Raw genomic sequence first — 24,195 nt, 5'->3', positions numbered from 1 at the left:
TGAGAGCAAAAGTGGACGACTTTTGCGCCGCCCGCCCCGGCAAAATACCGGCGCTACCGTGGCCTAATTTGCAACCGCCCTATACAGTTCACGGACCGCTTGTTCGGAATGCGTAAGCGCTCTGCGACAGGGAAGCACGAGTTTGACAAGCTTTGCGCCGAGCTGGGCATCGAGCATCGCCTGACCCCACCGAAGTCGCCGCAAACCAATGGTATGGTCGAACGGTTCAACGGACGCATCGAGGATGTCTTGCAAGGCCACCATTTCAAATCAGGCGAAGATCTCGAACAGACCCTCGAGCGCTACGTATGGCTTTACAACCAACAGCTACCACAATCAGTCTTGGGCAGCAAAACGCCCTTGCAGGCCATGAAAGACTGGTACAAACTCAAACCAGAGCTGTTCAAGAAAATTCCTTACCAGCTTACGGGACGTGACACCTAATAAGTAATCAAACGTAACTCCCAAGTACTCCAGAGGATATCGGGTTTTGGGTTACTCTGGCGCCGTTAGAGCCGCGCGATGATCTGTTGTGGTGATAGGGTGAGTGTTTCGAGGATATTGCCCCCGTGTTTTCTGACCGTCGAGATGACGGATCTGATGTCAGCGAAGACCTGAGCACCCTCGAGAGTGCGGAAGGTTCCCGAAATTTTCATGCGCAACTTCATCATGCGCAGGTCCTGTTCGGCCTGATTGTTGGTGAAGGGCACTGTGAAGTCCGCAAGGAACCTCAGAACGTCATCGCGGTAGTCACGCAAGCGGACCAAGAGGTTGTGGCCTGGCCGTTTGGCTTCTCGGCCTCGCGCGCCAGGGAGTCTCACCAGCGGGGCTTGTCGCTCATGGAAGGCGAGGCCCTCGGTGAGGATTGCCATGTATTTGGTGATGATGCCCTGATAAACCGACGCCGAAAGTTCGGTCTCACCTCGGCCTTGAGCAGCACACTTGAGTTGATTGGCGCTGGTGAGCAGCGCGCTCATTGCACACGCCCACGGCTCCTTTTCGATCTCTTCGATAGCCTTGAGTTCGCGTAAATGATGCGCCCCGCACAGGGCGTGAGTATCCACCCCACTCATATGGGCGTAATAGGATTTCCAGTGGTCATGAACAATTGTCCCGCCGGTCAGAAAGGCTGGAACAGCACCGCGCTTGGCGCTTATGCGATAATGCGTGAAGGCGTGATCGCTGATTGAGTGCAGCCAGTGCAGCTTACCAGCGACACGAAGTCCGGTCTCATCCAGATGCCGAACGCCGCCTTCAGTGAGCCGGGCCAGAATGTGTTCGACGACGCCACCCAAGGTGCGCGCTGCGCCGTTCACCCAGTTGGTCACGCTGGCCGCGCACAGGCTGGTGGCACCGAACAAATCGCGCAGGAGTTGGCAGACCCGATCCTCGGGGATCAGCTGCTGAACATTGCAGTAGACCGCCGCCGCTCGAATGCGCTGACCGTATTGCACGTGTGCATTCACGCCATCGGGAAAGGCCGCGGTCGCCGTAGTGCGGCAATGGCCACAACAATAAATCGCTGCCTCATGCTCTGTGACCTCCAGGCGTGGTGGCGGCACGTCAAACACCTGACGTCTCTCAAACCCCTTGATCATCCCCGCCGTCAGGGCGCGCTGACACCCGCCGCACTGCGCAGTTTCATGTCGCTCCACAAAGTCGGGCGTTGCTGTCTGGCGTAATGTGTCGCCCCGGTGGCCAGCTTGGCCACCACTTTTCTTACCGGACTTACCACGCAGGCTACGCGGTGCCGGCTTCTTCAACCCATCACTCGAAGGCGGCTTGCTACTATTACTGCTGTTCTTGGCCAACTGCCTACGCAAATCCGCATTCTCTTGCGCCATACGCGCCAATGAGGCTTCCAACTCGGCGATCCTGCGTAGAGCCGTGGCGAGGAAGTGTTCAAGGGTAGAAACTTGGTCCATTTCACCACTGGTTCAGAGAAATCGGCGCAGCGCCACGAAATTCAGACCACAACAGAAAATTCATGCGCCAAATAGCCAGCGGGACCCACATCAAAACTGACAAAAACCCGTTGGCCCCTGGGGTGCTTGGGAGTTACAAGATTTGAATGGTTTTTGCGCTTCATTTGCCTTCTGGATCTCGTCATTGAAGGGTTCAGGTTGACATTCCAACTTTTGTATTTACGTTTCTACATAAGGTACTTAGAAGGATGTGAGCCATGGGAATGACAACGATCAACAGCCGAACGTTCAACCAAGACGCAAGTGGCGCAAAGCGGGCTGCGCAGAAAGGACCTGTGTTCATCACGGACCGGGGCAAACCTGCGCATGTGTTGCTCAGCATAGAAGCCTACAGACGGCTTACGGGACGCCAAGAAAGTATCCTTGATTTGCTCGCCGATCCAGAAGCGGCAGACGTAGCTTTTGAACCGGATCGCTTGGGTCGCCTCACACGTCCCGCTGATTTGTCCTGATGTTCATCCTCGATACGAATGTGGTGTCCGAGCTGCGCAAGGCAAAAGCAGGGAAGGCGGATGCCAATGTCGTTGCGTGGGCCGAGGATCAAGACCCGTCAGCGCTGTTTTTGTCAGCCATCACCCTCTTGGAACTTGAGATGGGCGTCCGGCAGATGGAGAGGCGTGATAGCACGCAGGGCGCCGTTTTGAGGTCTTGGATGGCTGATCGGGTGCTTCCAGTGTTCGAGGGGCGCATTTTGCCCGTGGACGGGCCTGTAGCGCTTTGCTGTGCGGCTTTGCATGTTCCTGACCCCCGCAGTGACCGAGACGCCCTTATCGCCGCGACAGGGATCACCCACGCCATGCCCATCGTCACACGCAATGTTGCGGACTTTGAGCCGACAGGTGTGCAGATCATCAACCCTTGGGAGCCGATGAAATGACAACAAGCATCCCGACAGCACCCACTTCAAGTCAAAGGAAGCTATCATCGAAGGCATCCAGCGCGGGCTTGCAGATATCAAAGCTGGCCGGACGGTCAGCAATGAGGACGCAATGGCATCCGTGCGAAAGATCATCGACGCTGCGGCGGGCGATGTTGTCCTCACACTCAATGCCCGTTGTGCTGTGATTTCGTTTTACTGTTTACGCCCAATTTGTGGGGAGCCGAAAGGAGTAGGTCCTGAAATGATGATGTGCCCGTATTGTGAGGGCGAGCGCCCCCACAACCCTGACAATTGCCCCAACTGCGGGGAAAGTCCGCCTCCACCTCCCCCCAAGGCAAAGCCAAAGCCAGAATTTGTCTTTCGCAGCACCCGAGGGCGACATGAACCGAAAGCCTGAGAAACCTTGCCCTGCTTGTGTCTAACTGTTCCGTCCCTGATGATCACATTGATCCTCGCCGATTGGCGCTTTTTATGGCACGCTCGCTGCTGAGGGAGATCCGAGACGGAGGCACAGATGCTTGTTCGACTGCATAGCGAGGCGACGACCACCCCGAAAATCCGCGCCGAGATCCAGGCCAGCAATGAGGCTGCATGGGTTCTGGCTGACCGACACGGGATTTCGGAGCAGACGGTGTATAAGTGGCGTCACCGTGACAGCGTGGAGGACAAAAGCCACACGCCACATCGCCTTCAGACAACCCTGACACCTGCGCAAGAGGCCGTGGCAGTATCTCTGCGCCAGACGCTGCTGCTTCCCCTGGATGATCTTCTGGCGGTGGTGCGGGAGTTTTTGAACCCAAATGTATCTCGCTCGGGGCTGGATCGTTGCTTGCGTCGGCACGGGGTGAGCAACCTGCGTGAGCTGAAGGGCAAGGCCCCCAAGCCCAAGCACAGCACCTTCAAGGCTTACGAGCCAGGCTATATCCACATCGACGTCAAATACCTGCCTCAGATGCAGGACGAGACCAAGCGTCGTTACCTCTTCGTCGCCATCGACCGTGCCACACGGTGGGTCTTCATCCGTATTTTCTCAGCAAAATCTGCAGCTAACGCCAGGCGCTTCCTCCGGGATCTGGAGCGCGCCTGTCCTCTCAAGATCCGCACAATCCTGACAGACAACGGTAAGGAGTTCACGGACCGCTTGTTCGGAATGCGTAAGCGCTCTGCGACAGGGAAGCACGAGTTTGACAAGCTTTGCGCCGAGCTGGGCATCGAGCATCGCCTGACCCCACCGAAGTCGCCGCAAACCAATGGTATGGTCGAACGGTTCAACGGACGCATCGAGGATGTCTTGCAAGGCCACCATTTCAAATCAGGCGAAGATCTCGAACAGACCCTCGAGCGCTACGTATGGCTTTACAACCAACAGCTACCACAATCAGTCTTGGGCAGCAAAACGCCCTTGCAGGCCATGAAAGACTGGTACAAACTCAAACCAGAGCCGTTCAAGAAAATTCCTTACCAGCTTACGGGACGTGACAGTTATGGCAAGATACAGATGTATGTTGAAGAAAAATCCTTCGTACATCATAGAATGAGATCATGGTACGAAGTTTCAAAGATCAGATTTTTATAAATCTGGTGCAAAAATATGAGGTTACAATGGGCAAACGAAATTTTATGAAGATATTAACTTCAACAGGCGTTGCTGTCGCGGTGATGACCTCTCCCACATTTGCCAATGGTCTGCTAGAAAACCGTCCATGGCAGTTCCAGACTACTACAGATAAAGCAAACAAATCAGCTGTTCTAGACCTTATCGAGAGAAAAAAAGGCGGTTATTATGATGGTTTTGGAACAGTCCAGAACATCGATGCGAGAACCTATATTGGAGCGCAGTTCAATTGTAGCAACAACGCCCAATCAACAGGTAACCTTGCTGACAACAGTCAGGCTGGGCCAAGCACGTCAGACAACAGCGCATCAAACATCTCATCAGACAGCACCGGCAACAGTGACACAACATCATCAAATGCAACGGGCAATGCAGCAGGGACCGGTACAGTCGGAGCCGACTTGGCAAGTATGACCGGATCCCAAGACAACTCTGGTACCATTGCTTCTGGCGTCGACGGCAGCTCAATCGGCGGCTCCGGTGCGGTTTTAAACGGATCAACCAATCAGGATCTGTCGAACAACCAAGACAACTCCGGCAATCAAGCGTCTGGCGTAGATGGCAGCACAGCTTGTAACACCACCACAGGAGATATTTCTGGTGGGAGTATAGTTGGTGGTTTTGCAACTGGGGCACTAAATGCACCTCCTGCACCATAAGTTGAGCCTGAATTAATGAAAATAGAAAAGCGCATAAAAATGTCTCATTATACAAAATTAATCACGGCGCTTACACTAGCGGCTGCAACAGCGGGTTGCGCAGTCCTTCCAGAGGATATGCGTCGGGAAGTTCTCAATGAAGGGGACGTTCCTCTCTTGTTGAGTTCCAGACCCACCCCAAACAACACGCCGCTTACGACAAAGTTGAGCTGTTATGGGGAACACCTTGCGGCAGCCAATAAGGGCCATATCGCAATCACTGTTGGCGACATCCGGGATTATACGGGTAAGCAGAACGATCAAGAAGGCTTCCTGGTCACTCAGGGCGGCGCCCTTATGGCATATACTGCATTGGGGCATCTGGTGCCTGGGATTTCTCTATATGAGCGATTTGATACTAAGATTGCTGATGCAGAGCTTGCTTACACCAGCAATCGCCAGCTAGGCGACGGGAAACTGCATGAAACGACGGATCCGCAGACGGGTGAAACCAGCGAGGTCCCATGGAAGCCGTATTACGGCGGCAGTATCTTGCAATCCGATTATTACATCGTGGGTGGTATCACTGAGTTGAATTTCAACATCCAATCAGGTGGCGCTGAACTGAATGTAAACAACATTGGCGGAAAAGGCCGCGTCTACACGATGAATGTAGGCATTGATATGCGGATCGTCGGCAGCCAGACACTGAAAGTGTACGATACGGTCTCCGTTCAGAAGCAAATCACTGGCTACGAAGTTGGGGCCGAGGTTTTCCGCTTCTTCAATAACGATCTCTGGGACGTATATGCTGGAGCTAAGAACCAAGAGCCACTGCAATTGGCAGTGCGCATGGCAATTGAGAGCGCCATTTTGGACCTGCTCCCGAGCGTCACGAATGTGACCCCAAACGATTGTCAACCTGCTGTACCCTTGGTCGTCAACGATGACTATGTGTTCCGTCCCTGATGATCACATTGATCCTCGCCGATTGGCGCTTTTTATGGCACGCTCGCTGCTGAGGGAGATCCGAGACGGAGGCACAGATGCTTGTTCGACTGCATAGCGAGGCGACGACCACCCCGAAAATCCGCGCCGAGATCCAGGCCAGCAATGAGGCTGCATGGGTTCTGGCTGACCGACACGGGATTTCGGAGCAGACGGTGTATAAGTGGCGTCACCGTGACAGCGTGGAGGACAAAAGCCACACGCCACATCGCCTTCAGACAACCCTGACACCTGCGCAAGAGGCCGTGGCAGTATCTCTGCGCCAGACGCTGCTGCTTCCCCTGGATGATCTTCTGGCGGTGGTGCGGGAGTTTTTGAACCCAAATGTATCTCGCTCGGGGCTGGATCGTTGCTTGCGTCGGCACGGGGTGAGCAACCTGCGTGAGCTGAAGGGCAAGGCCCCCAAGCCCAAGCACAGCACCTTCAAGGCTTACGAGCCAGGCTATATCCACATCGACGTCAAATACCTGCCTCAGATGCAGGACGAGACCAAGCGTCGTTACCTCTTCGTCGCCATCGACCGTGCCACACGGTGGGTCTTCATCCGTATTTTCTCAGCAAAATCTGCAGCTAACGCCAGGCGCTTCCTCCGGGATCTGGAGCGCGCCTGTCCTCTCAAGATCCGCACAATCCTGACAGACAACGGTAAGGAGTTCACGGACCGCTTGTTCGGAATGCGTAAGCGCTCTGCGACAGGGAAGCACGAGTTTGACAAGCTTTGCGCCGAGCTGGGCATCGAGCATCGCCTGACCCCACCGAAGTCGCCGCAAACCAATGGTATGGTCGAACGGTTCAACGGACGCATCGAGGATGTCTTGCAAGGCCACCATTTCAAATCAGGCGAAGATCTCGAACAGACCCTCGAGCGCTACGTATGGCTTTACAACCAACAGCTACCACAATCAGTCTTGGGCAGCAAAACGCCCTTGCAGGCCATGAAAGACTGGTACAAACTCAAACCAGAGCCGTTCAAGAAAATTCCTTACCAGCTTACGGGACGTGACAGGTAGTAATAAATGAAAATCGCCAACAAGGAAAAAATAGCATGAAATTCACATCAAAAAATTTACGTAATAGTACGGCGACAGCGGCCTTGTTGCTTGCCTTTGGGGCCTCTGGCGCTTTGGCGCAGGCGACCTCAGATACCAACATGGGTGCGAGCGAAACCATTGTAACATCAGCGACCTTTACAGCTGGAAACGTACAAGAGTTGACCGCAACGCCCTCTGCGACAACAAGCAACAACAATGTGAATATCAGCCTCACGGTTAGTGACGCCATTGCTGATGTCGTTACAGCAGCGGCACCGGCGACGAACAACCTGACCACTGCGTCCGCCACAGGGAACTCCTCGACAGCTGCTGCAGAATTGTTGTTCTCGCCAAGCACTGCAGGAGACACAGCGGCTGTTGGAACGCTTCAGTCAGTTGAGGCCGATGTTACTGCGCTCTCATCGTCTGATACGCATTCTATTGTTATTGAAAATACAGGCACTGGGATACGCACTCTGACGGGGACAAGCCTGTCCGATAATAATGATATCACAGCCGCAGCAACCGGCAACAACGCGACATCCACCATCACCGCGGCAAGTGGTCTTGACCTTGTGGAAGCAACAGCTGGACAAGCCAGCCTGGATATTGACTCCTCGTTGGTGGCAGCAGCCGATAATGATGTTGCTGGTGATCTGATCGTCAGCTCTTCGCAAGAAATCGATGGTGACCGGACGTTGGACGCTACCGTAGGCGGGGCTGCAACGACAACTCTTGTTGAAGGCCTCGATGGCGCGACAGTTACTGTATCCAACAGTGATCAAGCATCAACCACAATTGGCAATTCGGCCACAAGCAGCATTTCTTCCCTGGATACAACTGCAAGCATAACGGCTTCAACAGCCGTCAGCAATTTGCAGACAATCGTACCAACTGCCACTTCATCAATTTCTGCGACGACAACAAGCTCGACCATTGAAATCCAGAGCGGTGTTGACTCAAACGGTAATGCAACTGGAGACGTAACCAACACTACGATCTCTGTTGCAGGCAACGATCAGACTGCAGGTGCTACAGGCAGTGTAAGCACGCAATCGATCACATTAGATGCAAGCAGCATCACGGGTGAAGGTGCTGCTGCTGTCATTAGTGACGCAGATACCGCCGCAGATGGTAAGACACAGTTGTCAGCAGCTGGCGACTCCATCATCGGGAACGTACAGACAATTGATTCGGGTGTAACTGTTTCCGGTACAGTCTCGGGAAACAACATCGGTTCTGTTGTTGCTGGTCTTGATGATGGTACTGTTACAACCTCGACACTCGAAGTAACAGGCAACCGTCAGGCGGCAAGTGCCACGGGTGTTTCCACCAGCAACGCGCTGTCGCTTACCTCCGGCGCGACGATGAGTGCAGCAGGCGCCGTGGGCTCCGTGCAGGAAGTTGATGGGTCCGTCACTGCAGCAACCACTTCAAATAGCATCACCAATGCTATTAATATCACTGATAATCTTGATGATAGCAGCATGCGTACAACCGCAAATGCGGTTACGTCAGCTGCAACGGGTGCAAGTGCAACCAATTCACTTTCAACCACAAGTGCAACCAACAATCTAAGTGTTGTAACGAATGCTGGGACTGTACAAAACAGTGCTGCTGCGGGTGCGGCCGACCAATACTCGGTTACTGCAGGTCAGGCACTGACCAATGACCAGTCGATGGCATCTACGGCCGTTGTGTCTGCAGAAACGACAGCAAATCAGATACTGACCCAAGCAGGGCAGGATGCGAACGATTCCACTGTTATAACGGATAACAACAGGATGTCGGCGTCTGCTACGGCCAACTCAGCTGACAACGGCATCTTGCTTTCGTTCAACAATCTGGTTGGAACAGCTTCTGGTGCAGGCACTGGTGTTATTGCTGCCGCCGCGAACGAACAGACGCTTGCGGACAATGCAACCGTGACAGCACGTGTTGTTGGTACGGGCGGTGTTCCAATTCTCACCGCTTTTGATAGTGATGTATTCCGCTCAAGTGTTTCCACATCCGGAAACACCGTGTCTGCATCCGCCAGTGGCAACGTGACCAGCGGCAATAATGTTGTTGTGGATGCAACAAATATCACATCGGGCAGTGAGGCGGCGCCAAGTATTGTCGCAGCCACTGGCGCTCAAACGACAACAGGTTCTTTTGTTGCGGCCTCCACACAGCTTTCCGGAGCTGATATTTTGGCGAGCCAGAGAGACTCTGGGGGGACAACATCAAACACCATCAGAACGACTTTCGGAAATGACATTGAAGATAGCTCCACAGTTGTATCTGATGACAACGTGTTGAGTGCGGTTGCAACAGCGAACAGCGCCAATAACGCAGTTCAGTTGGGTGATGCGAATACTGCAACCGTTGCAGCTTCCGGCACGGTTGCAAACTATCAGGCCACCGCTGCTGCAGGATCTGTAACTGCAGAGATCGGCATCACAGGGTCCGATCCAGTTGCGGGGTTCACTTCTTTGAATGCTGCGACTGCTCCGTCTACCGCGTCCGATATCAACTATAATAGTGGTACCGGTGTCGTAACAATTGCCATCAATCCTGTAACAATTACGTTCGATCAAGCCCTGACAACAGAGGAAGCTACATCTCTGAACAACCTCGGTTGGACCGCAACTGCTGGAAGCACTACGGTTATTGCTCCTGTTGGAACATACAACATAACTGGCATCCTTACCTCTCTAACTTTGATTGACCCCACCGCTGGTGGTGGTGCCGATACTGACGAATCTTTCACAGTAGCAGGCTTTACAGGTTCTGGGTCGTCTGGTGTCGTCAACGGCGCTGGTGTGATTGTGTCGGTCTCCGGCGGAGACGGTATTACCGACTCGACCGTTTCTGTGTCTGGCAACACGGCAGTGGGCGAAGTGACGGGTAACGTTGCGACCAACGTAACCTCTGCAACGGCCACAACTGTGACCGGCTTGTCGGCAACGGCAACCAGCATCAATGCTGCGGATTTTGATGTTGCCCCCGCTAATGCCGATTTGGCGACAGCAAGCTTGCAGGATAGTGCCTCGGCCCTGTCATCTGATGTTGCTGCAACATTTGCGATCCTCAGCGATGGGGAGATCGATGTCGTTGCAGACTCAACGCAAACTGTGTCTGATAACCTTCAGCAATCCTATGCGACGGCAAACCGGGCGACAAACAGTGTCAACCTGACGGCAACCAATACGGACGCCGACACCGCACTTGAGAGCGCTCAGCGGTCGACGGCAACCGTATCAACAACATCCGATCTGGATGTTGTTGCAAATGCTGGCGGCACAACTTTCTCACTCGCGATGGAAGGCAACGTAAACCAGTCGGTTGCGAACGGGAACGTGGCGACGAATGCCACAACAGTGGATGTGACCAACGCGACAGCAACCGGAGCGGTGGATGCAACGATTGCTCTGACGACTCTCACGGCTGACGCGAACAACGCATTGGCTTCTCTGCAGTCGGTTTCCGCAAACGTCACAGCCTCGGCTACGACGGATGTCTACAACCAAGACGTCACACGCACTGGTGGAAACGAGATTATCAGTAGTGACGTCTCGCTCAGCAGCAACTCCACGATTGCACAGGCAACTGGCAACAATGGTACGCAAACACTGACCTTGGGTGATGCTGGAACGGCCAACATGGACCGCACTGGTGTTCTGGTGAACAACCAGGCTGTCACGAGTGCTGCGACAGTGTCGTCGACGGTTAATCAAGATGTCGATGTCACCCTCAGCAACACAGGTTCCATCCCGATCCAATCCAGCAGTGTGTCTCTTGATGGTAATCAGACCACAGCTCTGGCTCGGAGCAACGTGGCGAGCAATACGCTGACAGTTGATGGGAACAGCATTGATGCGGGTGCAGGCACGGATGCATCTTTCACTGATGGTGGCACTACAACTGCAGCCTATGTGCTTGGATCAACCCAGGATAACGATGCTGCAGTCGCAGCCACGACATCACAGTCCAGAGTGGCAGTTGATGTATCTGATACTGGCGCAACGAGCTCAGGTGGCGGCGTTCTGAACTCCACAGTGTCCTTGGCTGGCAATGTCTCTTCTGCAACGGCTCTCGCCAACTCTGTGGTGAACGCCGTGTCTGTTGGGGCGAATGCATCAAACGTGGATGCAGCGACAGAGCTGTTGAGTGAGCAGGACAACAGTGGTGCTGTCACGGCCACAGGTGGATCCGCGGTGGTCGTGGATGTCGATGTGACCGGTGGTGCCACGCCAACTGGGATCAATGGCAGCAGCGTTATGCTGTCCGGCAACGTCAGTGCGTCCAGCGCTACAGGTAACCAAGCGCAAAACTCTCTGACAACGTCTGGCGCTAACATCGTATCAGGAGCTGCTGGTACAAATGCCGCTGCTGACTCCTCTGGCGCGTTCACAACAGCAAGCGGCGGTAATCTGGTCTTAAACAGCCAGGATAACACTGGCGCCATCGACTCGACCAACACAGCCAACACCGTAACCATCTCTAGCGCTACAGTGGATGGAACAGTAGCGGGTTCCGGCGCGGCAGCATCAGGCAGCACGCTTGGTGTAACGGGCAATGTGACCGAAGCCCGTGCCTCGGCCAACCTGGCGACCAACTCCAGCATCACCATCGGTGGGGCCGGAACTGCATCGCTAGACTCAACGGCTCTGGTCATGAATTCCCAGACCAACGGTTCTGCAGGCACAGTTGACGCTTCAGCATCGACGAACACGACAGTGAGCCTGTCTGGTACAACCGACGCGACAGCTTTGAACACTGGCACTGCAATGGTAGAGGGCAACAGCACTCTTGCACTTGCGCGTGGTAACGTGGCGCAGAACACTGTGGTTGCGAATGGTGCAAATGTCACTGGAGGTGTAAGCCCAGCAGGCTTGAACTCCACCGCTGGCGTACTTGGTGGCGTGCTTAATGCTTCCTTCGGTGTCTTCAATGAACAGTCTCAGGCGGCTGCAATCAACGCGACATCAAGTGGTACAAACTACCAGGTTAATACGACCTCTGGTACACGTACACTCGGTACATTGGGTCTCGCTCTCAATGGAGCATCAGCAACCGTGTCTGGCAATTCGATCAATGCGTCAGCCTTCGGTAACGTTGCAACCAACAGCGTAACGCTCGCATCTCTGTCAACTGCGGCAAACGACTCCAGCGCAGCAGTCTTTAATGCACAGTCTAACAGTGGTGCAATCACGTCGCTGGCGACGGGTGCCACAATCGGTTCCTTCTCGACTGGCGGCGTCGTGAGCGCATCGGTTGGTGTGTCTAACAACAGCATCTCCGCGAGCTCTATCGGTAACTTTGCATCCAGCACTGTCACACGCACAGACCGCTAAAAACGGTCAAAAGACAAAGGCCCCCGTCTATCGGGGGCCTTTTTTGTTCTGCAGAACCAAATCACACAAACATAAGGACGTCTCAGGGATCATGCGAAACATCTTTTCAACCCTTACGACAGCTCTCACTTTAAGCATTGCTACTCCTGCTTTGGCCGCAACATCTGATGGTGAATTTGCCGTTTACGGATGGGGCGCACGTGATTGCAACACGATCATGACCCTTCTGAATGGTGAGCAAGCTGCTCAAGCCAAAGCCCAATTAGCAGAATGGATATCGGGCTTTATTTCGGCTCAAAACAGGATGGCAGAAGGCTTGTACGATATTACCCCTGTCAAGTCTCACTCTCCAATGGTGAGCCTCGCCCAAAACATTTGCGCCAATAATCCTGATCAGCTTTTTGAAAACGTGGTGTTTGCAATGGTTGAGAGTTTTTCTGCGCTAGAGTTGACTGAAAACAGCCCACTCGTGCAATTGTCCCATAATGGACAAGCTGTTTCAGTAAACGAAGAAACTGTACGTCGCGTTCAGAAAATATTGATTGCAGATGGTAAGTTACCAACAGGCTCTGATGATGGTAAATTTGGGCCCCAGACAGCACTGAGCATTGAAGCTTGGCAAGGCGAAGCCGATATAACGGTTAATGGACTGCCAGACATGGTAACATTGTTTTTGATGGCCAAGCAGGCCACTCAATAGATTAAACGATAGCTGGGGGATGAAGAGGAAACTTGCTCTGAATCTCCCACCGTTTCTTGCTTGAAAAATGCGCAACTGTACTGTTTATCTCAACGCTGTATGATTGATACTTATAGTGCTTATATGACATGTATAACTCATCCTACCTGCTGGTAAATGGAGATCCACATGTTTGAAAATGTAGTCGCGCTTGATAGTAAAGTGCATGCAGACCACCGATTGAAACGTTCTAACAGCTTTGCGTTTGCCAAAAATGTTTTAGGCGCGCCCTTGGCTATGAGTGAAATCACTAAAGCTAGTCGTGAGTACCCAATCTTCTTTCCAACATCAGGTAGGTTTTTGCCAGTTGCTCAAATGGGCTATCGCAAAGATGGTAACCTTTATCTCGACAAAGAAAACCAGTGGTCGGCCCGCTACATACCCGCTCATATACGCCGATTTCCATTTGTCATGGGTGAAAAGAAAGAATTGGGCGAATATCTTATCATGATTGTGAAGGACCGAATTTCCACGAATGCGGATGGCGAGGTTCTTTTTAAAGATGGGTCAATTCCCACAGGTGGTGCTGTAGATCGAGCACGCACCTTCCTAACAGATTTTCAAAAAGAACTGATCAATACAGAAGCGCTCCTTAAACCATTACAGGACGCAGATATTTTGGTTCCAAAAGTCTACAAAGTTGAAGAAGGTGGAAAACTTCTTGGTACGGTCACAGACCTTCAAGTTGTGGATGCCGAAAAACTTGCGGCTCTTGACGATGTAACTTTGGCTGCATGGGTTCGCAGTGGGTTGATGGGTGTTATCATGGCGCACCTGCAGAGTTTGGACAATTGGAACAGTCAAAAAAGCTTGTCCGTGTCTAAATCTCCTGGCGACTAAAATGCTAATCATAGTTTGCGGGCGGCTTAATCAGCCTTTGATCTCTGCTGAAATTTAAATGGACATTGACCCTGTTTTTGGACAATTTTCTTGTTGGCCCTATGCGGCCTTTTTCTGAGTCATATTTTCAAAGGCCTAGTTTTGGGTTTCGTATCGGATTCCTTAATGACTTAGGCCGTGTTGACAAAAGGGATTCCCATTGGGTGCTGACCGTGATTCAAGCTGTTATCTGTGATGGAGACCAGCTTGGCACGAGACCTGATGTTAGACGAGGAATGGGCGTTCTTTGAACGGTTTATTCTGGCAGTCCGTGCGCCGAACGGGCGCAAACCAACCAACCACCCCCGAGACTGTGCCGAATTTTGTGCCTGACGCGTTTTTTTACGCCATTGGGAAGCGGTCTTCGAACATGATGGCAAGCTGACTTCTGACAGCGTGCCATTCGCGCACCGAACGCTTCCATTCGGTGGATGTAGCATTGAGCGCCAGATAGATCAATTTCGCTGCTGCCTCATCGCTTGGGAAGTGACCGCGGGTTCGGACGGCGCGCCGGATCTTCGAATTCAATGCCTCAATGGAATTCGTGGTGTAGATCAGCCTGCGCACCTCGGGCGGGTAGTCGAGGAACGGGATCACCTCGTTCCAGGCCCGGCGCCAGCTCGGTGCGATGGCCGGATACCGCCTAGCCAGATCGCTCTCCTCGAACTCTGCCAGAGCGGCCTCGGCCGCGTCGGCATCCACCGCCGTGTAGATCGTCTTTAGCGCCGTGGCGACGGCCTTGCGGTCCTTGTAGCTGGCAAAGCTCATGGAATGGCGCAGCAGGTGAACGATGCAGGTCTGGACCTGGGTCTGGGGAAAGGCCGCTTCGATGGCCTGCGGGAAGCCCTTCAGCCCATCCACGACGGCGATCAGGATGTCCTTGTATAGGGCGGTTGCAAATTAGGCCACGGTAGCGCCGGTATTTTGCCGGGGCGGGCGGCGCAAAAGTCGTCCACTTTTGCTCTCACTGTCTTTGCAGGGAGGGCCGGAGGATTTTCACCGTGGAAGTATATTTAGCCGTGCGCCGCGCGCATTTCGATGAGGGGCGCAGCAAACGTTCGATCGCCCGTGATTTTGGCCTTGCCCGTGGAACGGTCGACAAGATGTGCGCGTATTCGTCTCCCCCTGGTTACCGCCGGAGCCAGAAAGTTCGGCGCCCGAAGTTGGAAGCCTTCACCGATACAATTGACCAATGGCTTCTGGAGGATCAGAACCGTCCGAAGAAGCAACGCCATACGGCGAAGCGGATCTTTGAACGGCTCCGTGAGGAAGAAGGCTTTACCGGCGGTTATACGGTAATCCCCCCATTTTTAATTGGGTCCAGCCGTAGAATTCACGCAGCCGTTTTCAGTTTCATGGCGGGTGTCATGCCGCCGATGCCCATGTTGGGTCGCTCGTTGTTGTAAGTCCAGAGCCATTGTGTTGCCTGGTCCTGTGCCTCCTCGATGGTTTCGAAGATGTATTGCCCCAGCCATTCGCCACGAACGGTGCGGTTGTAGCGCTCGATATAGGCATTCTGTTGGGGCTTACCGGGCTGGATATATTCGAGCCGCACATTGCGTTTCTCAGCCCATTCCATGAGCTTCCCGCTGACGTATTCTGGGCCGTTGTCCACACGAATAGCTTGGGGCTTTCCGCGCCACTCAATGATCTGGTTCAGCGCACGCACGACACGTTCAGCAGGCAGCGAGAAGTCGACCTCAATAGCCAGTCCTTCGCGATTGAAGTCATCCAAGACGTTTAATGCCCTGATCGACCGGCCATCCGCCAGCTGATCCGCCATGAAGTCCATGGACCAAGTTTCATTTGGTCTTTCAGGCACAGCCAGTGGTTCCGGCTTGTCCCGCTTCAAGCGTTTCTTCGGCTTGATACGCAGGTTCAACGCCAGCTCACAGTAGACCCGGTAGACACGTTTATGGTTCCAGCCATAGCCCTGCACGTTGCGCAGATACAAAAAGCACAGGCCGAAGCCCCAGGTCCGCTTGTTAGCCGTCAAGCGTTCAAGCCAATCTGCGATCTCTTCGTTGTCATCGCTCAGCACAGGGCTGTATCTATAGCAGGTCTCGCTGATCTCGAACGCACGGCAGGCCAGAGCTATGCTGACCCCATATTGCGCAACTGCATTCATGGCCATCTCTCGCCGATGAGACGGCCTTAACGCTTTTTTCCAAGCGCTTCTTTCAGCAGGTCGTTTTGCATGCTCATCTCGGCATACATGCGCTTCAGACGACGGTTCTCTTCCGCCATATCCTTCATCTCGGAAATCAAGGACGCGTCCATGCCGCCAAACTTGGCCCGCCATTTGTAAAAACTCGCGCTGCTCATTCCGTGCTCGCGGCAAAGCTCAGAGACCGGCACACCGCCCTCCGCCTGCTTCAACACTGCCATGATTTGCGCGTCGCTAAATCGTCCATTCTTCATCATAAATCTCCTCAGATATCTTGCCGAGAAAATTCTACTTTGGAACACCACTATTTTTAGGGGGGATTACCATACGACCGTGAAGGACTATGTTCGGGGGCATCGTCAAAAAGCGCGGGAGATGTTCATTCCACTCGCCCATCCTCCGGGTCACGGGCAGGCCGATTTCGGTGAGGCCGTTGTCATCCTGGGGGGCGTGGAACAGAAGATCCACTTTTTTGCCTTTGACCTGCCCTACAGCGATGCATGCTATGTGCGGGCCTATCATGCGGCGACAACAGAAGCCTGGATGGACGGGCATGTTCACGCCTTTGAGTTCTTCGGGCGCGTGCCGCTCTCGGTGGTCTATGACAATGACAGCTGCCTTGTTGCGAAGATCGAAGCCGGAGGGCGGCGTCGGCGGACGCAGATGTTCACGGAGATGTTGTCACACTACCTTTTTGATGATCGCTACGGCCGCCCGGGCAAGGGGAACGATAAAGGCAATGTCGAAGGTCTGGTGGGCTGGTCCCGGCGCAACCTGATGGTGCCGCTGCCGGAATTCCCTGATCTGGACAGCTTCAATGTCTGGCTCGAAGAACAATGTCTGACACGGCAGTCGGCTGTCTTGCATGGGCACCGGGAGACGATCGGGGAACGGCTGAAGCGGGATCTGGCTGCCATGTCGCCACTCCCTGCAATGCCTTACCAAGCCTGCCACAAGGCAACGGGCCGGGTCAGCTCCCAATCTCTGGTGCGCTACAAATCCAATGATTACTCGGTTCCCAGCACCTATGGCTTACGGGAGGTGACGATCCGTGCGTTTGTGGATGTGGTCGAAATCGGCTGTGGTGGTGGGGTCATCGCCCGTCACGCCCGCTGCTACGAGCGCGAACAAATGATCTTCGACCCTGTGCATTACTTTGCCCTTCTGGAGACGAAGCCCGGGGCCTTGGACCAAGCCGCCCCTTTGGTCGATTGGGAGATGCCCGACGAGCTGCAAACCCTGCGTCGCCTAATGGAAGCGAGACATGCCCGCCAAGGGCGCCGAGAGTTCATTCAGGTGCTTCGGCTCCTGGAAAGCTTTGATCTGCCGCACAGTGATGCCTGCTTCGTGCGGGCCTATCCGGCGGCCACCGCCGAGGCCTGGGTCGACGGCCACGTCCACGCCTTTGCCTTTTTCGGCAAGGCACCTGTCTCGGTTCTCTACGACAACGACAGGTGCCTGGTTGCGAAGATCCTGCCGGACGGAACGCGCAAGCGGGCGACGCTCTTCAGCGGGTTCCTGTCACATTACCTGTTCCGTGATCGCTACGGCCGTCCCGGCAAGGGTAATGACAAAGGTAACGCGGAGGGCCTGGTTGGCTACTCCCGCCGCAACTTCATGGTGCCGATCCCGCGGTTTGCGTCCTGGGACGCGTTCAACGCCGATCTGGAGGAGCAGTGCCGCAAACGCCAGTCGGATGTCCTGCGGGGGCAATCCGAGACCATCGGAGACCGGCTCGCGCGGGATCTGGGGTCTGATGCCGGAGAGTGCAGGATCCTACGCTCTCATGAGCGTTTTCAGGTCTCCTGACACTATTAAACTACCCCGCTGACACGGGTTCGTCAAAGATATAGCCTGTGCAAGCGCTGGAGACGGTGGCCGAACCGATGATTGTCATGCTCTCATCCGCGGATTGGTTACCGCCTGACCAAATTCGATACGGGTTACCTCTCTCTAAGAACGGATATGTTTCCCAACGTAGTCCGAGGATTTCCCTATCAATGGCCACCGTCTCCAGCGTACTGCACAGGCAGTATGAGCCGCCGCATTACGCGGGCAACGGCGTCTTGCGTGCGATGTCCCACATAAAGCCCGCGAGTTCGCGCGCGATGGCTGCGAGCACGCGCGGCTGAGGTTTGCCAGTGTTCGACAGATGGCGGAACCGCTTGCAAAGCCGCGTCTGCGCCTTCCAGCCGATGTCCTTGATCTCCTGTGGCAGATGCGCTGAACGCTTCAGGAACGGCTGCCCCTCCTTGGGTGGGTGGCGATAGGACCATCCCGCTTCGACAAGCATCGTACGGGCTAAGGCGTTCCCAGTCTTTGTCAGGCGCCCGCGCCGCGTCGTGTTGCCGCTGGAATGCTCGCTTGGGACCAACCCGAGCCAGGCCATAAGCTGGCGTGGATTTTCAAAGCGGGTGATGTCGCCAATCTCTGCAACCACGGTCGCTGCGATGATCGTGTTCACGCCGCGCAATGCGCGAAGGCCATCGACGACAGGGGCGAAGCGCCACGTCTGAACCGCTTCATCGATCGCTTGATCCAGCGTCGCAACGCGGGTCTCCGCTTGGTCGACAGCCCGCTTCAACTCCTCGAAGGCCAGCTGCTGGTGCGAGAAGCGGAAGCGGCGGAGTTCGGCCAGCCAACGGCGGTGGCGCTTCGTCCAGTAACTGCCATTCTCGTATCGCAACCCATGCCGAAGCAGGAAGCTGAGCAGTTGCTGCTTAGCCACCTTCACGGCATCCATCGCCTGCTTGCGGGTGCGGATCAGGTCGCGCATGGCTTCCTGCTCCTCATCCGGCGTCCAGATCGCCGTCAGCTCACCGGCGCGCCACAGCCGTGCCAGCATTTCAGCGTCCCGACGATCAGTCTTCACCCGATCCCCGGCCTTGCGAGGGATCATCGCAGGCGCGACAACCGCGCATTCAAACCCGAGCTTGGTGAGATGACGATGCAGACCGTAGCCGCAGGGGCCCGCCTCGTAACAAAAGCTCGGCGTACTTCCCGCAGCCGCCAGCTGCTTGGTTAGCCGCAAAACAGAATCTGAAGTATGCGCGATCGTTCCGAAAAACCGGATCTCACCACCGCGACCATCCTCCGCAACCGCAACCACAATCGTGTCTTTGTGGACGTCCAGCCCAACGTAAGTGGTTTTGTTCATTTGCATTCTCCTTTCGAACTACTTCGTGTTCGTCAGGAAACCACACTTGCGGCCCGCGCGCCGCAAAACGCTCATCTGGTCTAAGCGCTGAGAACTCGTTTCCCGTAATCGCGTAGATTGCCGTTCGGATCGACATATCTGTAGAGCGTGACTGGTTTCACCCCGAGATCTTTGCAGAGCTCTGAAACCGATGTGTCGCGGCTGGCCATGGCAGCTTGGGCCATGCGGACCTGCGTCTTTGTCAGCGCAAACTTGGGTCCATCCCAACAAAGGTACGTAACCCACCACAGGATTTAACTACGTTTGGTGGGCTTCGGCATGGTCTGCGCGTAGCTGTTTGATGCGATCTGTTGGGAAGTATCGGTAGAACGCTGTTCGTCCGATCTTGAGCTGATCGATTACATCTCCGATGAACGGGTAGTTTTCAGTGTCTTTGAGCATTGCCTCGGCATGTTTGATGGTTTGCTCATTCATAGCCCTTGGCCGTCCACCCCGTCGCCCACGTTTTGCAGCAGCCTTAAGACCGGCACGGGTATTTTCGACAATCAGTTCCCGTTGAAATTCATCAAAGGCAGCGGTCATGTGGAAGAACAACCGCCCTTCGGGTGTGCTGGTGTCGATATTCTGGGTAAGTACTTTCAATGCGATGCCACGTTCCGCGATATCTGCGGCGGTTTTGATGACTTGCGTCAGGGATCGCGCCAAACGCGATAATTTCCACACAACCAGAGTGTCGCCTTCCCGCAGATATTCGAGGGCTGCTTTGAGTTGGGGACGTTCCCGGTGAGAGCCGGATGCTTTCTCTATATAGATTTTTTCACAACCCGCAGCCTGCAATGCATCCATTTGCAAAGCAGGGTTCTGATCCATGGTTGAGACACGAGCGTATCCGATGAGCATGATATTTGTTCTTAAAACCTATTTACGCAACTGTATCGGAACTCGCGTTTCAGAACAAGGAAACTGTGTATGATTAACTAGCTTTAATCCCGTTTTGCATTCTGACGTGTTGGCATTCCAAAAACGACGGTTTTCAGAACATCAATTTTTTGGAGTGACCATGGCCAGAATGCGGATTCTTACCGCCAGTGAACAAGACGCGTTTGATCAACCACCCGTCTTTGATCACAAGGAACGCAAGCAGTTCCTGACTCTCCCCAAAGGGCTGATGGATATCGCAAAGGGCCTGCGCACGCCTGATAGTCAGATCGGCTTCCTGCTGATGTGTGGGTATTTCAAAGCCACAAAGCGGTTTTATCAGCCCCAGGATTTTCGCGACCGTGACATTGCAGCAGCAATACACCAGTTGAAATTGCCCGAAAGCGCATTTGAACCGACCCAATATACGGAGACAACCCGCCTGCGTCACCAACGTCAAATTCTGGATTTCCATGGGTTTCCGCCGTTTGATCAAAGTGCGAGCTATGCCCTCGCTACCGAGGTTGCGACAATGGCACGGATGCATCTCAAGCCGCGTCTGATCTTTGATCGCTGCGTGGACTTCTTGATCCAGCACCGTGTGCAGGTGCCATCCGCCTATCGGCTGAATGATCTAATCCGCGCCGGTCTGCATGACCGCAAAGCAGAGCTGATTGCATTGATGGACAGTCAGTTACCCGCCGAAGCGCGGCACCTGCTCGATGATCTGTTCACGGCTCCAGACGATCAGAACCGGTATCGCCTGACCCTTCTGAAGAAACTGTCGCAATCGACCAGCCCCTCAAGAATCAAAGAGGCCGTGGCCGATTTCGAGGTCCTGTCAGAGTTGCATGATCGGCTGGACGCCGTTCTCTCAATACTTGACCTTGGCACAGCCGGTATCCGGTATTTTGCAGGCAGTGTCCTGCGATCGGAAATCTTCCAGATGCAGCGCCGGGAGCGAAACGACCGTCACCTCCATGCAGCCGCCTTTGTCGCCCATCAGTTCTATCGCTGTCAGGATAACATGATCGATCTCTGGCTCAGCGTGATGGCGTCGTTCAAGTCAGCGGCGGCTCGGGACTATCAGGAAGCCCTGGTGCAAGAACGCAAGGATCAGCAGCGGCAGATCGGCATTGTCATTGAGGGTCTGGAGATATCCGTCTTCGGTGTTCTGCGGGATATCCGCAGCGTCATGGCCGCTGCCAACCTGTCAGACGCAGAAAAGATCACTGCAACGCAGGCCCTTCTCGATCAAGGCAAGACAGACGATTTCAACCGGCTCAAGGATGATCTGGCCGCAACTACCAGTGAATCCGGTTGGCATGACATTCTGGAAGCGCGATCCGTGAAGCTGCAAAATCGCCTCAGTCCCTTGCTGAGGGCACTCACCTTCATGCCATCCAGTCGGGCGGCAGCGCTGCTGGAGGCGGTTGATCACTTCAGAAACGATAGGGATTTGTCCGCCAACCACGCGCCAATGGGTTTTCTCGACGCTGAACAGCGGGCGGCGGTTATGCGAGGTGATGGCTCTTTCCGGGTATCGCTCTACAAGGTGTTTCTGTTTCAGGCGGTCACCGCTGCGATCAAGTCCGGTGATCTGAATGTCAAACGCTCCTACAAATACCGGCCCATGGACGCCTATCTGATCGACAAGAACCGCTGGTACCGGGAAAAGGCCCGGCTGTTGGAACGCGCCGGTCTGACGGAGTTTGCTGATCCTGAACCCATTCTGGCGAGGCTGAATGCGGCACTCACGGAACAATACAAAGCAACCAACGGTCGCGCGGCGGGTAATCCTCATCTCAAACTGCGCAAAGACGGTACATTCCACATTGCCACCCCGGCGCTTGATGCCCGCGACACTGATCCATTGGGCGATCTTTTTCCGCAGCGCCATGACGTGGCACTCGCGCAGGTGCTGGAGACCGTCAATAATCACTGCAGCATGCTGCGGTCATTCGAACACTGGCAGCAAACCCATGTACGACAGGCTACATCGCATCCCGCGTTGCTGGCTGGGATCATGGGACTGGGCTGCGGGATCGGCGTGCGCAAGATGGCACGGATATCGTCCAGCGTCACAGAAAGCGAACTGGATCACACCGTGAATTGGCGCTTCTCACTGGAAAACATCCGGGCGGCCAATGATGCCGTGCTCAAGGCCATGGATGGAATGGAGTTGCCGAACCTTTATCGCCAAACACGGGATCAGCTCCATACCGCAAGTGACGGTCAAAAGTTCGAGGTGCGCGGCGACAGCCTGCATGCCAGCCGATCATTCAAGTACTTCGGGCAAGGTCAGGGGGTCAGCGCCTATACCTTTGTCGACGAGCGCAACTTCCTCTGGCATTCCTTGATGATCAGCGCCGCAGATCGCGAAAGCGCCTATGTGATCGACGGGCTCATGCACAACGACGTCGTGAAAAGCGATATTCATTCCACCGACAGCCATGGGTACACGGAAGCTGTCTTCGGGCTGACCCATCTGCTGGGGTTTTCATTTGCCCCACGTATCAAAGGCATCGGCAAACAGACCCTCTATATCTTCAAACCAAAAAACCAGGCCGATCCCGACTGGGTCATCCGACCGGATAAGACCATCAATGAGGACGCCATTCGCGACAACTGGGATGATCTTCTGCGCCTCGTGGCCACCATCAAACTCAAGGAAAACACCGCCTCCGATATTTTCCGGCGGCTGAACTCCTACTCGCGCCAGCATGCCTTATACCAGACCTTGAAAGCCTTTGGACAGATCATCAAATCTCTCTTCATTCTGCGCTATGTCGATGGGCTGGCGCTCCGACAGGCCATCGAGAAACAGCTCAACAAGGTCGAACTCGCTAACCGTTTCACCCGCGCTGTGGCAGTCGGAAACCCACGCGAATACACCCAGACCGAAAAGGAAGAACAGGAGATCGCAGAGGGCTGTAACCGGCTGATCCGGAACTCCATCATCTGCTGGAATTATCTTTACCTCACCAGACAGGTCGAAAAGGCACCGGACGCCGGGGCCAGGGAAAATCTGCTGCGCCTGATTGCAGCCCACTCCCCCATGTCATGGGCTCACATCAACATGCTCGGCGAGTACGACTTCTCAGAAGAAAAGCTCCGCGACACGCTCGGTATCCTGCCCCCGAAAAAAGCAGCGTAGAAATGAAGTGAAAACAGGAGGACCAAAATCAACGAAAAGCGCATGAATGCAGGTCAACGCAGAAATTCCTGTGGTGGGTTACGTACCTTTGTTGGGATAGACCCAGTATTGCTCCGCCGTTCACAGGATTCGCCATCTGAGATATTGCGCGCAACAGGGGTGCTGAGTAAGCTGCTATCCGCACCTGTCCAGATCAAGACGGGCTTTCAGATAGAGTTCGGAGGTTATGGGTTTCAGGGTTTCAGGGTTTATAGAAAAGCTGTTGATGAGAAGGAAACTCGGTCCTACTGAAGGCCCCTCTCATAGAAATTATGTGGCTCGCCCTGTTTTGCGGGCTAACGTCCTCCGGGAATTTTCTTGGGAGAACGAAAATATTCTTATCCTGGGGCGGGAAACTGGACTTCACGATCTGGCAAAAGAACTAGCCTCGCTCGGCGCCTCTGTGTCATTCCGCTTCTTGACGCAATTACAGGAACTCTACCAACTCCCGCTGGAGCAATATTCCACAATCATCATGAGCGATAGGTCTGATGGCCAGCAGTGTGATGTTATCGACGTTGGCGGTATTCTGAGACGTGCAGATTCCACCCTCAGGCTTGTGTGGGCATCAGAGCAGTTCAAATTGTCTGCGGTTGCCACTACAATGGATGGTCGATTTTGCGATGTACAGTTGGCGCTTCCT

14 protein-coding genes and 7 pseudogenes are annotated in these 24,195 nt (G+C 54.4%); 15 read left to right on the top strand and 6 right to left on the bottom strand.

The genetic code is table 11. The features are described from left to right. Positions 1 to 51: 51 nt before the first annotated feature. Positions 52 to 444, top strand: a pseudogene (locus JZI28_RS22940) (integrase core domain-containing protein); the annotation flags it as partial. Positions 445 to 509: 65 nt separating this feature from the next. Here the strand turns inward: JZI28_RS22940 and JZI28_RS22935 are convergent. Beyond that, complete coding sequence (locus JZI28_RS22935; protein ID WP_375698074.1) at positions 510 to 1,925, bottom strand: IS66 family transposase; 1,416 nt, start codon at positions 1,923 to 1,925, stop codon at positions 510 to 512. A gap of 257 nt (positions 1,926 to 2,182) precedes the next feature. Between JZI28_RS22935 and JZI28_RS22930 the strand changes: the two genes are divergently transcribed. The 10 genes and pseudogenes from JZI28_RS22930 to JZI28_RS22885 form a co-directional block, all read left to right on the top strand. Further along, complete coding sequence (locus tag JZI28_RS22930) at positions 2,183 to 2,437, top strand: type II toxin-antitoxin system Phd/YefM family antitoxin (RefSeq protein WP_375700314.1); 255 nt, start codon at positions 2,183 to 2,185, stop codon at positions 2,435 to 2,437. Continuing rightward, the gene (locus JZI28_RS22925) at positions 2,437 to 2,862 is read left to right on the top strand and encodes a type II toxin-antitoxin system VapC family toxin (RefSeq protein WP_375700313.1); all 426 of its coding nucleotides are present in this window, start codon (positions 2,437 to 2,439) and stop codon (positions 2,860 to 2,862) included. The genes JZI28_RS22930 and JZI28_RS22925 overlap by 1 nt, the downstream gene beginning before the upstream one ends. 517 nt (positions 2,863 to 3,379) lie before the next feature. Then, positions 3,380 to 4,345, top strand: a pseudogene (locus tag JZI28_RS22920) (IS481 family transposase); the annotation flags it as partial. A gap of 62 nt (positions 4,346 to 4,407) precedes the next feature. Continuing rightward, positions 4,408 to 5,139, top strand: coding sequence for a hypothetical protein (locus JZI28_RS22915; RefSeq protein ID WP_375700312.1), 732 nt, complete (start codon positions 4,408 to 4,410; stop codon positions 5,137 to 5,139). Between the two features lie 15 nt (positions 5,140 to 5,154). Continuing rightward, a complete protein-coding gene (locus JZI28_RS22910; protein WP_375700311.1) occupies positions 5,155 to 6,087 on the top strand; it encodes a CsgG/HfaB family protein in 933 nt (310 codons plus the stop codon). A 77-nt stretch (positions 6,088 to 6,164) separates the two neighbouring features. Further along, on the top strand, positions 6,165 to 7,136 hold the full coding sequence (locus JZI28_RS22905; RefSeq protein ID WP_375700310.1) for an IS481 family transposase: 972 nt from the start codon (positions 6,165 to 6,167) through the stop codon (positions 7,134 to 7,136). A 35-nt stretch (positions 7,137 to 7,171) separates the two neighbouring features. After that, the gene (locus JZI28_RS22900) at positions 7,172 to 12,496 is read left to right on the top strand and encodes a beta strand repeat-containing protein (RefSeq protein WP_375700309.1); all 5,325 of its coding nucleotides are present in this window, start codon (positions 7,172 to 7,174) and stop codon (positions 12,494 to 12,496) included. A gap of 91 nt (positions 12,497 to 12,587) precedes the next feature. Then, a complete protein-coding gene (locus JZI28_RS22895; RefSeq protein ID WP_375700308.1) occupies positions 12,588 to 13,196 on the top strand; it encodes a peptidoglycan-binding protein in 609 nt (202 codons plus the stop codon). A gap of 168 nt (positions 13,197 to 13,364) precedes the next feature. Further along, positions 13,365 to 14,075, top strand: coding sequence for a SapC family protein (locus JZI28_RS22890; protein WP_375700307.1), 711 nt, complete (start codon positions 13,365 to 13,367; stop codon positions 14,073 to 14,075). Positions 14,076 to 14,309: 234 nt separating this feature from the next. Further along, positions 14,310 to 14,417, top strand: a pseudogene (locus JZI28_RS22885) (IS5/IS1182 family transposase); the annotation flags it as partial. A gap of 39 nt (positions 14,418 to 14,456) precedes the next feature. Here the strand turns inward: JZI28_RS22885 and JZI28_RS22880 are convergent. Then, positions 14,457 to 14,996: pseudogene (locus JZI28_RS22880) on the bottom strand (transposase); the annotation flags it as partial. Between the two features lie 119 nt (positions 14,997 to 15,115). Here JZI28_RS22880 and JZI28_RS22875 point away from each other — a divergent pair. Continuing rightward, entirely contained in the window at positions 15,116 to 15,520 is a 405-nt protein-coding gene (locus tag JZI28_RS22875) for a hypothetical protein (RefSeq protein ID WP_375697740.1), read from the top strand. Here JZI28_RS22875 and JZI28_RS22870 read toward each other — a convergent pair. Next, a protein-coding gene (locus JZI28_RS22870; RefSeq protein WP_375697739.1) for an IS3 family transposase occupies positions 15,448 to 16,535 on the bottom strand; the annotation gives its coding sequence in 2 pieces (ribosomal slippage) (positions 15,448 to 16,274 and positions 16,274 to 16,535; 1,089 coding nt in all). The genes JZI28_RS22875 and JZI28_RS22870 overlap by 73 nt on opposite strands. Positions 16,536 to 16,590: 55 nt before the next feature. On the opposite strand from JZI28_RS22870, the pseudogene istA reads away from it, so the two are divergent. Together istA and JZI28_RS22860 are read left to right on the top strand one after the other, a co-directional pair. Then, a pseudogene (gene istA, locus JZI28_RS22865) lies at positions 16,591 to 17,607 on the top strand (IS21 family transposase); the annotation flags it as partial. After that, a pseudogene (locus JZI28_RS22860) lies at positions 17,602 to 18,036 on the top strand (IS21 family transposase); the annotation flags it as partial. The pseudogenes istA and JZI28_RS22860, both read left to right, overlap by 6 nt. Positions 18,037 to 18,328: 292 nt before the next feature. On the opposite strand, the gene JZI28_RS22855 reads toward JZI28_RS22860, so the two are convergent. The 3 genes and pseudogenes from JZI28_RS22855 to JZI28_RS22845 all read right to left on the bottom strand — a co-directional run bounded on the left by JZI28_RS22855 (position 18,329) and on the right by JZI28_RS22845 (position 20,338). Beyond that, positions 18,329 to 19,438 carry an IS110 family transposase gene (locus JZI28_RS22855; RefSeq protein WP_375699392.1) on the bottom strand — a complete coding sequence of 370 codons (1,110 nt, stop codon included), beginning with the start codon at positions 19,436 to 19,438 and terminating at the stop codon, positions 18,329 to 18,331. Positions 19,439 to 19,518: 80 nt separating this feature from the next. Continuing rightward, positions 19,519 to 19,692, bottom strand: a pseudogene (locus tag JZI28_RS22850) (transposon DNA-invertase); the annotation flags it as partial. A gap of 43 nt (positions 19,693 to 19,735) precedes the next feature. Then, complete coding sequence (locus JZI28_RS22845; protein ID WP_375700371.1) at positions 19,736 to 20,338, bottom strand: recombinase family protein; 603 nt, start codon at positions 20,336 to 20,338, stop codon at positions 19,736 to 19,738. 160 nt (positions 20,339 to 20,498) lie between these two features. On the opposite strand from JZI28_RS22845, the gene JZI28_RS22840 reads away from it, so the two are divergent. Continuing rightward, the gene (locus JZI28_RS22840; RefSeq protein ID WP_375700370.1) at positions 20,499 to 23,513 is read left to right on the top strand and encodes a Tn3 family transposase; all 3,015 of its coding nucleotides are present in this window, start codon (positions 20,499 to 20,501) and stop codon (positions 23,511 to 23,513) included. Positions 23,514 to 24,195 lie beyond the last annotated feature (682 nt).

The organism is Pseudophaeobacter sp. TrK17, assembly GCF_042192375.1.
In the GTDB taxonomy this organism is placed as follows: Bacteria; Pseudomonadota; Alphaproteobacteria; order Rhodobacterales; family Rhodobacteraceae; genus Pseudophaeobacter.
Note: the sequence above shows the minus strand (reverse complement) of the source record. Positions and strands in the feature narration are given on the sequence as shown.